This is a genomic window from Streptomyces sp. NPDC004435 (assembly GCF_042873895.1).
GTDB lineage: Bacteria > Actinomycetota > Actinomycetes > Streptomycetales > Streptomycetaceae > Streptomyces.
This window is the reverse complement of record NZ_JBIAMB010000018.1, coordinates 82989-97956: the sequence shown is the minus strand read 5'-3', so window position 1 is coordinate 97956 and position 14968 is coordinate 82989. Positions and strand designations below refer to the sequence as shown.

Sequence of the window (14968 nt, the reverse complement as noted above, 5' to 3'; positions counted from 1 at the left end):
TGTCACTCGCTGTCCAGGAGGGAGGAGCCCGCGTTCGCGGCGGGTTCCAGGGGGTTCGAGGGGAAGGCGCGCTCCACGAACGAGGCGATGTGGGCGTGCACCGCCCGGCGGGCCCCGTCGGCGTCGCCCGCGGCGGCGAGCCGCAGGATCTCCTCGTGCTCGGCCGCCTCGCGCTCCCAGGAGGGGACGGCGGCCCAGGCGACGGTGGAGACGAGCGCGGCCTGGTCGCGCACTTCGTCGAGCATCCGCCCGAGCAGCGGGTTGCCGCAGGGGAGGTAGAGCGCGCGGTGGAACGCCCGGTTGGCCAGCGAGCGTTCGGCCGGGTCCTCGGCGCCGGCGGCCCGGGCGAGCGCCTCGTGGGCGTCGTCGAGCGGGGCGCCCGAGGCGACCGCGCGGCGGACCGCCTCCGGCTCCAGGAGCAGCCGGACGTCGTACACGGACCTGGCCATGTCCGCGTCGACCATCCGCACGGTGACGCCCTTGTACTGGCTCATGACGACGAGTCCGCTGCCCGCGAGCGTCTTCAGCGCCTCGCGCACCGGGGTCTTGGAGACCCCGAAACGCGCCGCGAGTTCGGCCTCCACGAGCGCCTGCCCGGGTCTGAGCCCTCCGGTGAGGATGTCGTGCTTGATCGCCTCCAGGACGTACTGGGTCCGGGAGGGGATGGGGCTGGGGGCGAAGGCCATGGAGCACTCTCAGATCTCGTGTATGGCGTCTCATATATGACGTACGAAGTGCAACGGGCATGAAGTTAAGGCGGCGCCGATGTTTCGTCAATGCTTCGCGCAGAGTTGATGGAAAGCGTTTTCTATCCGATGCGCGGGCGGCGGCCGGGGCGAGCCCGGGAGAGATCGTCCGGAGGCTGTTCCCCGGTTTTGTTTTCTGGGATAACTATTGGGGCGGGTACGCGCCTCCCGCCCGGCGACAGCCCCGCTCCCCACCCCACCCCGAGGACCCGCATGAAGTTCACCGACGGCTTCTGGCTGATGCGCGAGGGCGTGCACGCCTCGTACGCCACCGAGCTCCGCGACCTGCGCGTCACCCCCGGCCGCCTCACCGCGCACGCCTCCGTCAAGCCGGTCCGCACCCGCGGCGACACCCTGAACTCGGCGCTCCTCACGGTGGAGTGCCACGCGCCGGCCGAGGGAGTGATCGGCGTCCGCGTCACCCACCACGCCGGCAAGGTCCGGCGCGGACCCGACTTCGCCCTCGCCGCCCCCGACCCCGGGGCCGGGACCGTCCACGACGACGGCACCGCCGTCGAGCTGGCCTCCGGCCCGCTCCGTCTCCGCCTCGACCGCGCCCGCCTCTGGACCCTGGACTTCCTGGACGCCGCCGGCCGCCCGCTCACCACCTCGGGCCGCAAGGGCACCGCCTTCGTCACCACCCCCGACGGCGCCCACCACATGGCGGTCCAGCTCGCCCTCAGGGTCGGCGAGCAGGTCTACGGCCTCGGCGAACGCTTCACGCCCTTCGTCAAGAACGGCCAGACCGTCGACGTCTGGCAGGCCGACGGCGGCACCAGCAGCGAACAGGCCTACAAGAACGTCCCCTTCTACCTCTCCTCACGCGGCTACGGCGTCTTCGTGAACCACCCCGGCCGCGTCTCCTTCGAGCTCGGCTCCGAGGCCGTCGGCCAGGTCCAGTTCAGCGTCGAGGACCAGTCCCTGGAGTACTACGTCGTCGCAGGCCCCACCCCCAAGGACGTCCTGCGCCGCTACACCGCCCTCACCGGCCGCCCCGCCCTCCCCCCGCCGTGGTCCTTCGGCCTCTGGCTCACCACCTCGTTCACCACCCCCTACGACGAGGCCACCGTCACCTCCTTCGTGGACGGCATGGCCGCCCGCGGCATCCCGCTCTCCGTCTTCCACTTCGACTGCTTCTGGATGCGCGAGTACCAGTGGTCCGACTTCGCCTGGGACCCGGAGACCTTCCCCGACCCGGACGGCATGCTCGCCCGCCTCAAGGCCCGCGGCCTGCGCGTCGGCCTCTGGATCAACCCCTACATCGCCCAGAAGTCCGCCCTCTTCGACGAGGCCGCGCAGGCCGGCTACCTCGTGCGCAGGCCGAACGGCGACCTCTGGCAGTGGGACCTCTGGCAGCCCGGCATGGCCCTCGTCGACTTCACGAACGCCGGTGCCCGCGCCTGGTTCCAGGAGAAGCTGCGCCCGCTCCTCGCCCAGGGCGTCGACTGCTTCAAGACCGACTTCGGCGAGCGGATCCCCACCGACGTCGTCTGGCACGACGGCTCCGACCCCGAGCGGATGCACAACTACTACACCCACCTCTACAACCGCACCGTCTTCGAGCTCCTGGAGAAGGAGCGCGGCCCCGGCGAGGCCGTCCTCTTCGCCCGCTCCGCCACCGCCGGCGGCCAGCAGTACCCCGTCCACTGGGGCGGCGACTGCTGGGCCTCCTTCGAGGCCATGGCCGAGTCGCTGCGCGGCGGACTCTCCCTCTCCCTCAGCGGCTTCGGCTTCTGGAGCCACGACATCGGCGGCTTCGAGGGCACCCCCGACCCGGAGGTCTTCACCCGCTGGCTCGCCTTCGGCCTGCTGTCCTCCCACAGCCGCCTCCACGGCAGCGACTCCTACCGGGTGCCGTGGGAGTTCGGCGAGGAGGCGGTGGCCGTCGCCCGCCGCTTCACCCACCTCAAGCACCGCCTGATGCCCTACCTGTACGCGACCGCCGCCGAGGCCCACGCGACCGGCGTCCCCGTCATGCGCCCCATGGTCCTCGAATTCCCCGGCGACCCCGCCTGCCGCACCCTGGACCGCCAGTACATGCTCGGCCCCGACCTGCTCGTCGCCCCCGTCATGGACCCCGGCGGTGAGGTCGAGGTGTACGTCCCCGAGGGCACCTGGACCCACCTCCTCACCGGCGAGACGGTCACCGGCCCCCGCTGGCGCCGCGAGACCCACCCCCTCGACAGCCTCCCCCTGTACGTCCGCCCCGGCGCCGTCCTCCCCCTCGCCGCCCCCTCCGACCGCCCCGACGGCCCCTGGCTCGACGGCCTCACCCTGCTGGTCGCCCCCGGCGGCGCGCCGGGCACGACGACCACCGTCACGGTGCCGGACCACCGGGGCGACCCGGCGGCCGAGTACCGCGTCACCCATGGGGAGCCGGGCCCGACGGCCGTGGCCGCGGGCACGGAACTGCCGTGCACGGTCGAGCTGTTGGGCACAGGAGGACTGCGGCACGGGCCCACCTGATGAGGGCGTGACGTGCGGACGGCACGGCTCGTGCCGCCAGGTACGCCACCGCACCCGGAGCGGGGCGAGGCGGTCGGGGGATGTCCTCGTCCGCCGTCGCGGCCCAGATCCGCGAGCGTTCCGACGTCGGGCGCGCCGGGAGTCCCGTCGGCGCCGCGCCGCGCCAGAGCCACGCCACTGGCCGCAGACGTCGGCGCCCGGCCGCCCATGAGGACACGAGCTGACCTAATGGCGGGCCAGCATGGGCGCATGAGCGACGACACGACACCTGTCCGCCCGGTCCCCGAGGGCTGCACCACGGTCACCCCCTGGATCATCGGCTCCGACACGGCAGGCCTCATCGACTACCTGGAGCGGGCCTTCGGCGCGGAGGACCTGGGCCGCTTCGCCATGGAGGACGGCACTGTCGGCCACGCCGAGCTCCGCATCGGGAACGCCCGGATCATGGCCTTCGACAGCCCGCCCTCCTGGGCGCCGACCCCGGCCTTCCTCCGCCTGTACGTGGACGACGCACGGGCCGTCCACCGCCGCGCGGTGGAGGCCGGCGGCACCTCGGTCACCGAGGTCACCCACCTCTTCTTCGGTGACCTCGTCGGCCGCGTCCGCGACCCCTTCGGCAACCTGTGGTGGATCCAGACCCACATCGAGGACGTCGACGAGGAGGAGGCCGCCCGCCGCCTCGGCGACCCCGTCTTCACGAAGGCGATGGAGTACGTCACGGGGGCGCTGTACGCCTGACCGCGCCGAGGCGGGCGGGGCAGGGCGGGACACGGCGGGTCGGCCGGGGCGGGCGGCCGGGGCGGGCGGAGATCCGGCCGATCGGCGCGTGGGGGCGGTGGCGGCCACCGCGTAGAAGTCCGGAGGTCGTACACCTGTACGGAACGGGGGGTGTCGCGGAGGCTCCCTTCGGCCCGCCATCACCCGCCGCTGCCGCTCGGGTTGCGGGCCGTACGGGCGAGCCGGGTCTCTTTCGGGTCATGATCACTTCTCCCGGCTCCGGCGCGAACCTCTGGTGAGTCCCGCTGACCAGGGGAATCAGGGGGGCGGGTCGGTGTGTGGCCGAAAACGCCCAGGTGTGGCGCGCACTCGCTGGAAGATCGCATTCCGTATCTGACTGAATACGGAGCGTTCCGATTCCCTCGTGCTCCCCGATCCCTGACGAAAGGGCACAGCCATGCCTTCGGCCACCCGCAGGACGACGAAGAACTCAGTGGTACGCCGGCTGGTCGCCGCGGCCGCCGCGCTGGGCACCTGCCTGGCGCTCGCCGGCCCGGCGACGAGCGCCGGCGCGGCCGCCGCCGATCCCGTGCCGACCGTCTTCTTCGGCGACTCGTACACGTCCAACTTCGGCATCGCCCCCTTCCGGCAGGACGGCACGCGGGACTTCTGCTTCCAGGCGGAGGAGAACTACCCCGCCGTCGCCACCCGCCGGCTCGCCGACAAGGGCATCACGCTCGACGTCCAGGCGGACGTCTCCTGCGGCGGTGCCCTCGTCCACCACTTCTGGGAGGAGCAGGAGCTGCTGTTCCCCGGCATGACGGTCCCGGCGCAGCAGGGCGCGCTCAAGGAGGACACGCAGCTGACGGTGGGCAGCATGGGCGGCAACACGCTGGGCTTCAGCCGCATCATGAAGCAGTGCTCCGACAGGCTCCGGGGCCAGGACGGCCTCCTGCTGCCGGGAAACCCGGTGGACGCGGACGAGCCGGCGTCCACCTGCGGTGCGTTCTTCGAGACCGGCGACGGGAAGGCCTGGCTGGACGGCCAGTTCGAGCAGGTCGCCGCAGAGCTGGAGGAAGTGCTCGACCGCATCGGCTACTTCGCCCCCGACGCCAAGCGCGTCCTGGTCGGCTACCCCCGGCTCGTCCCCGAGGACTCCACCACGTGCCTCACCGCGGCGCCCGGCCAGACGGAGCTGCCCTTCGCCGACATGCCCGCCGACGCCCTGCCGGTCCTGGACCGGATCCAGAAGCGGCTGAACGACACCATGGCGAAGGTCGCCGCCGACGCCGAAGGCGGCGCGACCTTCGTGGACCTCTACGCCCACACCGGCGCCAACACGGCCTGTGCCGGCGCCGAACGAGGCATCGGCGGTCTGCTGGAGGAGTCCCAGCTCGACCTCCTCGGCACCAAGCTCCCCTGGTACGCGCACCCCAACGAGAAGGGCCGCGACCTCCAGGCGCAGCACGTCGCCGACGCGGCCGAGCAGGCCCTCAACGGCTGACGCCCCTCTCCCGACCGAAGCCCCGGGCCACCGTCCGGGGCTTCGCCGTGTCCTCACGGCCGCTCGCGGGGGAGTGTCAGCTTCGGCTCGGTGTGCGGGTGGTTGCGCATCTCGACACGGAAGTCCGCCGCCTTGGAGTAGTCGTGCCGGAGGAGGCAGCTGCGCTCCCACACGGCCACCAGCTCGCACGTCGCGCACCCCGGCGTCGGCACGGCCGGCGGCACGGCGCGCTCGGGGAGCACCACGGGGGGCTCGGGATACGTCTGCCGGGCCCGCGTCGCCGCCGTCCGCGGGACGGGGGTCGTCAGGACGCGGATCAGTGCGTGCTCGTCCTCCGTAGGCCGGCGCAGCTCCGCCGGCGGGGCGGTCCAGACGGTGCCGCCGCCGGGCTGTTGCAGGTGGACCAGCTCGCCGTCCCAGGCGGTCACCTTCCCGAGGCGGGACCGGCCCTCGGGTGTGTCTGCCGCCATGTACGTCCCCAGGTCGGGGACGGGGGTGGGGTGGTCGCTTTCGGGCATGGGGTTCCTCTCTGTAGCGGAGTCACTACCAAGGGCCTCCAGCGTGGCGTAGATTCGCGAAGTCTTCAAATCTTCAACAGTCAGCCATTGAGGGAGAGTTGTGGTCAATCGGAAGGACCTGGATCCCAGCACTGGGCCGGAGGCGGCTTACGGCGCGCGTTTGCGCAGGATGCGCGAGGAAAGAGGGTGGAAGCAGGAGGATCTGGCGGCGCGGGGCTCGTACTCGGGCAAGCACATTTCCGCCGTGGAAACTGCGCGCAAGTCTCCAACTCTCAAATTCTCACGAGAGCTCGACTCTGCCTTCGGACTGCTGGGGCAGGCGGAGTCCTTCGAGCGCGAGTGGCGTCGGATGCGGGACGGGGTGCTGCTGGAGGGCTTCCCGGAGTACGTGCACTATGAGCGTCAGGCCGTGGAGATCCGCATCTTCGATGTCGGTATCGTTCCGGGGCTCTTCCAGACGGCGGAGTACGCTGCGGCGCTGGCGGCCTTCAGCGTCGAGCGAGGATCCGTCACAGCGGATCAGGCTGCGCAGCGGCTGGAACTTCTGGGCGAGCGCCAGAGGCTCCTGGAGCAGGGGCGACCGCCCCTGTGCCTCGTGGTGCTGGACGAGAGCTGTCTGCGTCAGATGGTCGGCGGCCCCCGAGTGATGACGGCACAGCTCGACCGGATCATCGAACTGGCGGCAAGGCCCCACACGTACGTGCATGTGGCTCCGTTCAGCCTGGGGGAGCGGCGTCCATCCCACATGCCCCTGACCATCCTCACCTTGGCCGATCGATCTCTCCTCGCCTACGCCGAGGCGCAGGCCCGGGGGACCGTGGTACGGGAAGGCCCCACCTTGTCGTACCTGCATGCGACCTATCACCGGCTTGTCGCTGAAGCCCTCTCCCCGGCAGACTCGCTGACCGTGATCAAAGACCTGCGAAAGGGCATGCTGTGACCAACGAGTCCCCCCTCTGGTTCACGTCGTCCTACAGCGGTAATGGTGGCGCCGACTGCGTCGAGGTGGCACACAATCTGGTGCCGAGCCTCGGCATCGTCCCCCTCCGCGACTCCAAGGCCCCGGCCGGCCCGGTCCTCGCCGTCTCCGCCACCGCCTTCGCGACCTTCATCGAATCCGTCAAGCGGTGACCGGCACCACCCCGCCCCGCGACAGCGCCCACCGCATCAAGGACGTACGAGACCGACTCGCGCGCGAGATGGACCTCTGGGTCGCCTCCGCCGGGCCCGACGGCATGCCCTACCTCGTGCCGCTCTCGTTCCTCTGGGACAGCGCCGACATCTGGCTCGTCACGCGGCTGTCCAACCCCACCGGGCGTAACCTCGCGGCCAACCCCCGTACCCGCCTCGCCCTCGGGGACACCCGGGACGTCGTGCTCCTCGACGGCGAGGTCACGACGTACACCCACGACGAGGTGCCGGTCGAGGCCGCCGACGGCTTCCACGCCAAGACCGGGTGGGACGCGCGCGCGGCGGGGCCGGCGTACCGCTGGTTCCGGGTGCGGCCGGTGGACGTGCAGGCGTGGCACGAGGAGCCGGAGCTGGCGGGACGCCAGGTGATGGCGGGCGGCGAGTGGACGGACGCGTGAGGGCATGACCTACAGGTTCGTGGCGAACATCGCCTATGGCTGGCACGACGAGCTGCCGCCGGGCGCGTACTGCCCGTCGGCCGGCGTCATCGAGTCGGAGGACGAGGAGAGTTTCGTGCTCGAATTCCAGAGCTTCGTCGAGGAGCCGGACGAGCAGAACGTCCGCCTCGGCATGGACTCGTACTGCGTCGTGACCCCCGACCAGAACACCGCGTACGGCTGCGTGCGCACGGTGGAGCTGTCGGGTGACCTCCTGCGGGTCACGCTCGACCCCGCGTACCTGGACGACCTCGGTCTGGACGACCCGGTGATCGAGGCCGTCCTGAACGCGCCGCCCGAGGACGTCGCCCGCATGCGCGAGGCCCTCGTCCGGATCCTGGCCTACGGCCGCTCCGACGCGCTGCCGACCGTGCGGACGAGCTGAGTCCGCGGAATTCGGGTGCGGGCAAGCGGGGGGCGGGCGTAACGTGCCCGGCATGGCAAGCCCCGAAGCATCCAGAGCGGGGGGCTCGCGGTCACACCGCCGGCCCCTGAACCTCCGCACACTCTGAGCCGGTGAACAACCACCGACCGCCGCGGCGCTTCGCGCCGTGCGGCCGGTCGGGCATGCCCGCGCTCTCGCGGAGCGGGCTCGGCGGTGGTGACGCGACGACATCGACGTCCTTCGTCCTTCTCGCCCCGCCTCGGAGCCTTCGTGTCTCTTCCGCTTCCTCTGTATCTGCTCGCCCTGGCCGTCTTCGCCATGGGCACCTCGGAGTTCATGCTCGCCGGGCTGCTGCCGGACCTCGCCCGTGACCTCGGGGTCGGCGTCGGTGCCGCCGGCGCGCTGACCTCCGCCTTCGCGCTCGGCATGGTGATCGGCGCGCCGCTCATGGCCGTGCTCGCCCGGGGGCGGTCCGGGCGGGGCGGGCTGCTCGTGTTCGTGGGCGTCTTCCTCGCCGCGCATGTCGTCGGGGCGGTGACGGAGAGCTTCACCGTCCTGCTCCTGAGCCGGGTCGCCGCCGCCCTCGCGAACGCGGGGTTCCTCGCGCTCGCCCTGACCACCGCCACCGCCATGGTCCCGGCGGACCGCAAGGCACGGGCGCTCGCCGTGCTGCTCGGCGGAACGACCGTCGCGACCGTCGTCGGGGTTCCGGGGGGCGCGCTGCTCGGGGCCCTCGCCGGGTGGCGAGCCGCGTTCTGGGCGGTCGCCGCGCTCTGCGTGCCCGCCGCGCTCGGCATCCTGCGGGGGGTGCCCGCAGGCCGGACCGAACGGCACGCGCTGCGGGCCGAGTTCGGGGTGCTCCGGGCGCCCCGGCTGCTGCGGGTCCTGGTCCTGGCCGCGCTGGTCAACGCCGCCACCTTCGGCGCCTTCACCTTCCTCGCCCCGGTGGTGACCGGCCCGGCCGGGCTCGGACCCGCGTGGGTCTCCGTCGCGCTCGTGCTGTTCGGCGCGGGTTCCTTCGCCGGGGTCACGGCGGCGGGACGGCTGGCCGACCGCCATGCCGCCCGGGTCCTCGCCGTCGGAGGGCCGCTGCTGCTCGCCGGCTGGGTCGGCCTCGCCGTGCTCGCGGACCGGCCGGCCGCCCTGCTCGCGCTGCTCCTCGTGCAGGGCGCCCTGGCGTTCGCCCTCGGGGGCACGCTGATCGCCCGCATCCTGTACGAGGCGGCCGGCGCGCCCGCGCTCGCCGGGGCCTACGCCACGGCCGCGCTCAACGTGGGCGCCGTGGCCGGGCCGCTGCTCGCCGCGACGGTCCTGGACCGGCCGACGGGGCCGTTCCTCCTGGCCGCGGGGCTCGTCGCCGCGGCCCTGGCGCTGGCGGCGGTCAGCGGTAGTCGTCCGGGTGGTCCTGCATCCACGTGTTGATGAAGTCGCGGGTGCCGACGAGCTTCTTCTCGTGCTTCTTCAGGTTCTCGAAGGAACTGTCCCCGGCCAGCGTCTTGTTCAGTTCCTCGATCTTCCGGATCGGCTCGGGGAAGTGTCCGGGCCCCTTGGGGTCGTTCTTCATCGCCCAGTCCAGCTCCTGGAGTTCCTTGTTCACGCGGGTGAGGAAGTACTCGCAGTCCGCCGCGCAGGAGTCGTCGAGCGTGGCCTGGAGAGTCGCGAAGGCGTCACGGACCTTTTCACCGGTGGAGGGCGCGGAGGCGTCGTTCGGGTAGGGGGTCGCGCTCGACCCGGCCGGCGCGTCCGTGGCGTCGGCGGTGGGTCCGCTCGTCGTGTCCGGCTTCGCGGTCGTCGTCTCCGGTGCGGCCGTCGACTCCGGTGCGGCCGTCGTCGCCGTGGCGGACGGGCTCGCGCCCGCGCCCGACGCCGAGCGGTCGGGCTCGGGGGTCGTACCGCAGGAGACGGCCAGGGCCGCCAGGGCCGCGGCGGCGAGGGCGGTGCCTCGGACGGACTTCTTGTGGATCATGTGGTTCCCTCCCCGGTGTCATGGGCCGGGCGAGCATATCCGGCCCCTGACCTGGAGTCCGACCCCGCGGGAAAGCAGGCGCCCCCCTCAGCCGGAGAAGCCGACGTGCGCGAGGCGGACCGTCCCGCGCAGCTCGACGCGCAGGTCCGCCACGTCCTGGAACAGGCAGGGCGCCCCCACGGTGGTGTGGGCGTACGGTCCGTCCGTGGGGCCCACCGCGACCCGGGCGGCCTCCGTGCCGTCCGCCGCGAAGAACGTCACCTCGCCCGCGCCCGCCGCCGTCACGGCCAGCTCCGTGACGCCGTCGCCGAAGTCGCACGCCCGGTAGAGGAGGGTGCCCGGCAGGTCCGGGTCCGCCGGGGTCACCACGTCGCCGGACTCCCGCGAGCGGTCGGCGATGACGGTGCCCGACTGCTCGTCGTAGGCAGCCGCTTCGAGCCCCGCCTCCAGGACCGGGCGCGGGCCGGGCGTCTCGCCCGCCAGCTCCACGCGGACGGTGCGGCGGACGTCGGCCGAGGACGGGCCGGCCAGGAAGTCGTACGCGCCCGGCTCGACCGTCCACCGCCCGTGCGCCACGTCCCAGTGGGCGAGCTCCGACAGCGGCACCGCGAAGGCGAGCTTCCGGGACTCGCCCGGTGCCAGGTGGATCCGCTCGTGGGCGACGAGCGCGCGGTGCGGGCGCGGCACGGACGGGGCGACCACGCGCGCGTACACCTGGACGACCTCGTCCGAGGCGACCGTCCCCGTGTTGGCGACCGTGCAGGAGATCCGTACCGCCTCCGCCTCCACCGTCGCCGTCAGCGCCTCGTACCCGAAGCTCGTGTACGTCAGGCCGTGGCCGAAGGGGAAGAGCGGGACGCGGTCGGAGTAGAGGTAGGTCTGCCGGCCTCCGATGACGTCGTAGTCGAACAGGTCCGGCAGGTCGGCGTCGGCGCCGTACCAGGTCTGCGGCAGGCGTCCGGCGGGGGAGACGTCGCCGGCGAGGACGCGGGCGAGCGCGGTGCCCGCCGCCTGTCCGCCGTGCGCGGTCCACAGCATCGCCGGCAGCTCCTCGGCCGCGTCCCCCACCGCGTACGGGTAGGAGGAGACGAGGACGAGGACCGTGCGCGGGTTCGCCGCGTGCGCGGCCCGCCACAGACGGTCCTGGTGGGGCGGGAGCGCGAGGCCCGTGCGGTCCTCGGTCTCGCGCCCGTTGATGTGCGGGTCGTTCCCGGCGACCACGATCACCGTTCCGGCCCCGGCGGCGGCCCTCGCCACCGCCTCCTCGCCGCGCTCGACCGTCTCCACGGCGAGGATCGCGGCGGATTCGCGATCGGCGGCAACCTTCACGCCGTCGGCGGCGACAGAGACATAGCCCCCCGTCCCGAGGTGCCGAAGGAGGAGCCCGTCATGCCCGTCGCCGTCGGACTCGAAGCGGAACGTCTCCTGGACGACCCAGCCGCCCGGCTCGTCCGCCGAGGCGCGCAGCAGGCCGTCCCCGGCCACCGACAGATAGCGCCCGCCGGGCGCGCGCAGGGTCAGCACCCCGTCGCCCCAGTCGACCAGGTCGAGGACCGAGCCCTCGGCGTCGGCGGTGAGCGGCGGCAGATCGGTGCGGCCGGCGAGCAGCGCCGGGTCGAGGGCGATCTCCGCGCCGCGCGCGGACTCCGCGCCCGTGGTGTCGGGGACGCGCAGGGCGCGCCCGTCGGCGGTCCGCAGCCGGACCCGGTCGACGCCCTCGGCGAAGTCCACCCGGTCCGCGCCGAACCGCTCCCGGATCCCGTCCAGCGGGGAGGAGCGGTGCAGGAGGGAGCCGCTGTACCAGTCGAGCTTGACGGCGTCGGAGAGCAGCCCGACCACCGCGATCCGGCCGCTCTCCCGCAGGGGCAACAGGGGCTTCTCACCGGCCGGTTCGTTGCGGAGCAGGACGAGCGCCGCCTCCGCCGCCTCGCGGGCCAGCTCGCGGTGGGCCCCGGTGTCGTACGCGGTCTCCCGCGCGTACGGGTCGAGCTCCGGGTCGAACTCGCCGAGCAGGAACCGCACGGTCAGCTGCCGGCGCACCGCCCGGTCCACGTCCTCCTGGCCGATGAGGCCGCGCTCCAGGGCGCGTTCGAGCCTGCCGAGGATCACCGAGCTGTCCGTGCCGTGGTCGGTGAAGGAGTCCACGCCCGCGCGGAGCGCCGCCGCGACGGCCTCCTCGTGCGTGGCGAAGTACGCCTGCGAGTCGGCGAGGTTGCTCGGCGCGCCCGCGTCGGAGCAGACCAGAAGCTCCCGGTCCGTCCAGCCGCGCAGCTCCGAACCCAGGTACGGGGAAAGGTGGTTGGGACGGCCGTTGACCAGGTTGTACGCGGGCATGACGCCGGCCACCGCGCCCGCCTCGACGGCGCCGCGGAAGGCCCGGAGGTCGTACTCGTGGAGCACGCGCGGGCGGACGGAGGCCGAGGAGGTGTCGCGGGCCGTCTCGTTGTTGTGCGCGAGCCAGTGCTTGAGCACCGGCGCCGTGCGCCAGTACAGGGGGTGGTCGCCGCGCAGGCCGCGGGTGAAGGCGACCGCGATCGCGGAGGTGAGCGCCGGGTCCTCGGAGTAGCCCTCCTCGCCGCGGCCCCACAGCGGATGGCGCAGCAGGTTCACGGTGGGCGCCCACACGTTGAGCCCGACCCGCCCGTCCTCGGCGCGCATCACCCGCGCCTCGCGGGAGACGGCCTCGCCGACCCGGCGCACCAGCTCCGGGTGCCAGCTCGCGCCGAGCCCGACGGCCTGCGGGAAGACGGTCGCCGGGCCCATCCAGGCGACGCCGTGCAGCGCCTCCTGGCCGGTCCGGAAGGCGGCGAGGCCCAGGCGCTCGACGGCGGGGGCGAACTGGTGCAGCAGCGCAAGGCGTTCGGCGGGGGAGAGGCGCCCGAGGAGGTCGGCGACGCGGTCGCCGACGGGAAGGGCCGGGTCACGGAAGGGCGGCCGGTCTGCGGTCACGTACGAGTCCCTTGGACGGCGGTCGCCGAGCGGCGACCGGAAGATTCGAAGCGCTTCGATGCTCTGGCCCTCCCGGGTGGGTGTCAAGGTGCCGGTCACCGCCACTTGTCGTCGCGGACAGCGGAGTTGACTGCCTGCACCGCATCCGTGTCTGCCGGGAGAAACCGGTGAACGACTCTTGCCGCACCTGGGGGCGTCACTTAACCTCACAGCAACATCGAAGCGCTTCGACTCGGCGGTGCCGAACCACCGCGCCCGTCGCCGCGCGCTCCCGGGGCCCCGCCCCGCCCGCACCCCGCACCCCGCACCTTGCTCCATCTCCGTCACCGCAGCCGGCCGGCGCTCCCAGGGACGCCGTGTGTCCTGGCGCGTGCCATGAAGGGTTGACGCAATGACGCCGAACGCCGCCTCCACGGGCTCCCCGAGAACCGAACCGAGCCGGAGGGGCTTCCTCGCCACCGGCGCCGTCGCCGCCGTCGCGGTCGCCGGCGGGGCCCCGCTGCTCACCTCCTGCGGCGGTGGCGACACCGGCAAGAAGGACGGCACCACCAGCGGCAAGGACGCCGCGAAGATCCTCCCCACCCACGTGGCCAGCAGCGTCGTCCCCGCCGACCTCCCGGCGCGCGACGGCTCCGCCGCCGGCTACACCCGCGCCATCCCCAGCGCCGAACTCAAGGCATCCGTACCGGAGAAGCTCGGCAAGGGCGGCGCGCTCACCGTCATGGCCCCCTTCTGGGGCACCCCGCCCGCCTCCGGCAACCCCTACTACAAGGCCATGAACGAAGCCGTCGGAGTCCAGGCCGCCTGGCAGAACCAGGACGGCAACGTCTACGACCAGAAGCTCGGCGCCGTCCTCGCCTCCAGCACCGTCCCCGACCTCGTCGTCGTCCCCGGCTGGAACCTCGGCGGCAAGATCCCCAGCGCCGTCGACGCCAAGTTCGAGGACCTGGGACCGTACCTCTCCGGCGACAAGGTCAAGGCCTACCCCAACCTCGCCGCCATCCCCACCGACGCCTGGCAGCGCGGCATCTTCGGCGGCAGGCTCCGCGGCCTGCCCATGCCCGCCTCGTACGTCACCAACATCGCGCCCTTCTACCGCAAGGACCTCTTCGACGCGAAGGGCTGGCAAGTCCCCGAGAGCGCCGACGAGTTCCTGGCCCTCGCCAAGGAGATCACCAGCGCGAAGGCGAAGGTGTGGGCCTGTGCCGACATGACCTGGACCGCCTACAACATGTTCGGCGTCCTCAACGGCGGCGACAAGGCGCTCGGCTGGCACCTCGTCGACGGCAGGCTGGTCAACCGCATCGAGACCCCCGAGTACCTCGAAGCCCTGGAATGGACCCGCAAGCTCTACGACGCCGGCGTCGTCCACCCCGACGAGAAGGCCCAGAACCAGGGCGACACCAGCGTCCGCTTCACCTCCGGCCAGTGCCTGATCTACAACAACGACCTCGCCCACTGGTACGGCAAGACCGCCGAGATGGCCGCCCAGAACCCGGACTTCGCCATGGCCGCCATGGACGTCCCGGGCCACGCCGGCGGCGACCCCGAACTGTGGGCCACCAACCCCGCCAACATCTGGTCCTTCGTCCGCAAGGGCGCCCCGAAGGAGATCGTCGAGGACGCCCTCGCCATCGCCAACTTCACCGCCGCACCCTACGGAACCAAGGAGCGCATGCTCACCGACTACGGCGTCGAAGGGGTGCACCACACGATCAAGGACGGCCTGCCGGTCAAGACCGACGCCGGCAACCAGGAGGTCAGCAGCTCCTGGATGTTCATCGCCAGCCCCGCCCCCTACATCGCCCACCCCGACCTGCCGGAGATCACCGAGGCGCAGATCGGCTGGCAGCAGCGGATGGGCGCCTTCACCCGCAAGTCCTCCTTCTACGGCCTCACCGTCGCCGAGCCGAGCCGGTGGACCGGCCTCATGAACGACTTCGAGCAGCTGGAGAAGGACATCGTCCGCGGCCGGAAGAAGCTCTCCGACATGCAGCAGGCCGTCTCCGAGTGGAAGAGCAAGGGCGGCGACGAGCTCCGCGACTGGTACAGCAAGCTCCTCGACACCACCGGCTCCGCGGCGAGCTGA

General features: G+C 72.6%; 13 protein-coding genes. 9 read left to right on the top strand and 4 right to left on the bottom strand.

All coding sequences use genetic code 11. From position 1 onward, the window contains the following. Nucleotides 1–2: 2 nt before the first annotated feature. Nucleotides 3–686, bottom strand: a complete 684-nt coding sequence (locus ACFYT9_RS28905) for a GntR family transcriptional regulator (protein WP_376595942.1) — start codon at nt 684–686, stop codon at nt 3–5. Nucleotides 687–959: 273 nt separating this feature from the next. Between ACFYT9_RS28905 and yicI the strand changes: the two genes are divergently transcribed. The 3 genes from yicI to ACFYT9_RS28890 all read left to right on the top strand — a co-directional run bounded on the left by yicI (nt 960) and on the right by ACFYT9_RS28890 (nt 5433). Continuing rightward, nucleotides 960–3212 (top strand): alpha-xylosidase, encoded by a 2253-nt coding sequence (gene yicI, locus ACFYT9_RS28900; protein WP_389168625.1) that lies wholly within the window; start codon nt 960–962, stop codon nt 3210–3212. A 249-nt stretch (nt 3213–3461) separates the two neighbouring features. Next, the gene (locus ACFYT9_RS28895) at nt 3462–3950 is read left to right on the top strand and encodes a VOC family protein (RefSeq protein WP_389168623.1); all 489 of its coding nucleotides are present in this window, start codon (nt 3462–3464) and stop codon (nt 3948–3950) included. Nucleotides 3951–4386: 436 nt separating this feature from the next. Beyond that, complete coding sequence (locus ACFYT9_RS28890; protein WP_389168621.1) at nt 4387–5433, top strand: SGNH/GDSL hydrolase family protein; 1047 nt, start codon at nt 4387–4389, stop codon at nt 5431–5433. A gap of 53 nt (nt 5434–5486) precedes the next feature. Here ACFYT9_RS28890 and ACFYT9_RS28885 read toward each other — a convergent pair whose 3' ends face one another. Further along, nucleotides 5487–5951 carry a hypothetical protein gene (locus ACFYT9_RS28885; protein WP_389168619.1) on the bottom strand — a complete coding sequence of 155 codons (465 nt, stop codon included), beginning with the start codon at nt 5949–5951 and terminating at the stop codon, nt 5487–5489. Nucleotides 5952–6051: 100 nt separating this feature from the next. On the opposite strand from ACFYT9_RS28885, the gene ACFYT9_RS28880 reads away from it, so the two are divergent. From ACFYT9_RS28880 to ACFYT9_RS28860, 5 genes are all read left to right on the top strand, one after another. Further along, entirely contained in the window at nt 6052–6891 is an 840-nt protein-coding gene (locus tag ACFYT9_RS28880; RefSeq protein WP_389168617.1) for a Scr1 family TA system antitoxin-like transcriptional regulator, read from the top strand. Beyond that, nucleotides 6888–7082 (top strand): DUF397 domain-containing protein, encoded by a 195-nt coding sequence (locus ACFYT9_RS28875; RefSeq protein ID WP_389168616.1) that lies wholly within the window; start codon nt 6888–6890, stop codon nt 7080–7082. Before ACFYT9_RS28880 ends, ACFYT9_RS28875 begins: the two co-directional genes overlap by 4 nt. Next, nucleotides 7079–7540 (top strand): pyridoxamine 5'-phosphate oxidase family protein, encoded by a 462-nt coding sequence (locus ACFYT9_RS28870; protein WP_389168615.1) that lies wholly within the window; start codon nt 7079–7081, stop codon nt 7538–7540. The genes ACFYT9_RS28875 and ACFYT9_RS28870 overlap by 4 nt, the downstream gene beginning before the upstream one ends. Nucleotides 7541–7544: 4 nt before the next feature. Continuing rightward, on the top strand, nt 7545–7964 hold the full coding sequence (locus tag ACFYT9_RS28865; protein WP_389168613.1) for an Imm10 family immunity protein: 420 nt from the start codon (nt 7545–7547) through the stop codon (nt 7962–7964). Nucleotides 7965–8234: 270 nt separating this feature from the next. After that, entirely contained in the window at nt 8235–9386 is a 1152-nt protein-coding gene (locus tag ACFYT9_RS28860) for a Cmx/CmrA family chloramphenicol efflux MFS transporter (protein ID WP_389168612.1), read from the top strand. Here the strand turns inward: ACFYT9_RS28860 and ACFYT9_RS28855 are convergent. Both ACFYT9_RS28855 and ACFYT9_RS28850 read right to left on the bottom strand, forming a co-directional pair. After that, complete coding sequence (locus ACFYT9_RS28855; protein WP_389168610.1) at nt 9346–9930, bottom strand: hypothetical protein; 585 nt, start codon at nt 9928–9930, stop codon at nt 9346–9348. The genes ACFYT9_RS28860 and ACFYT9_RS28855 overlap by 41 nt on opposite strands. A gap of 87 nt (nt 9931–10017) precedes the next feature. Beyond that, on the bottom strand, nt 10018–12879 hold the full coding sequence (locus tag ACFYT9_RS28850) for a glycoside hydrolase family 3 C-terminal domain-containing protein (protein WP_389168609.1): 2862 nt from the start codon (nt 12877–12879) through the stop codon (nt 10018–10020). A 391-nt stretch (nt 12880–13270) separates the two neighbouring features. Here ACFYT9_RS28850 and ACFYT9_RS28845 point away from each other — a divergent pair, with 391 nt between their 5' ends. Further along, nucleotides 13271–14968 (top strand): extracellular solute-binding protein, encoded by a 1698-nt coding sequence (locus tag ACFYT9_RS28845; RefSeq protein WP_389168607.1) that lies wholly within the window; start codon nt 13271–13273, stop codon nt 14966–14968.

Excerpts from the sequence above, each read along its gene's own strand:
- ACFYT9_RS28890 (WP_389168621.1), top strand. The coding sequence starts at position 4,387 with ATGCCTTCGGCCACCCGCAGGACGACGAAGAACTCAGTGGTACGCCGG.
- ACFYT9_RS28895 (WP_389168623.1), top strand. The coding sequence starts at position 3,462 with ATGAGCGACGACACGACACCTGTCCGCCCGGTCCCCGAGGGCTGCACC.
- ACFYT9_RS28905 (WP_376595942.1), bottom strand. The coding sequence starts at position 686 with ATGGCCTTCGCCCCCAGCCCCATCCCCTCCCGGACCCAGTACGTCCTG.
- yicI (WP_389168625.1), top strand. The coding sequence starts at position 960 with ATGAAGTTCACCGACGGCTTCTGGCTGATGCGCGAGGGCGTGCACGCC.
- ACFYT9_RS28865 (WP_389168613.1), top strand. The coding sequence starts at position 7,545 with ATGACCTACAGGTTCGTGGCGAACATCGCCTATGGCTGGCACGACGAG.
- ACFYT9_RS28885 (WP_389168619.1), bottom strand. The coding sequence starts at position 5,951 with ATGCCCGAAAGCGACCACCCCACCCCCGTCCCCGACCTGGGGACGTAC.
- ACFYT9_RS28855 (WP_389168610.1), bottom strand. The coding sequence starts at position 9,930 with ATGATCCACAAGAAGTCCGTCCGAGGCACCGCCCTCGCCGCCGCGGCC.
- ACFYT9_RS28845 (WP_389168607.1), top strand. The coding sequence starts at position 13,271 with ATGACGCCGAACGCCGCCTCCACGGGCTCCCCGAGAACCGAACCGAGC.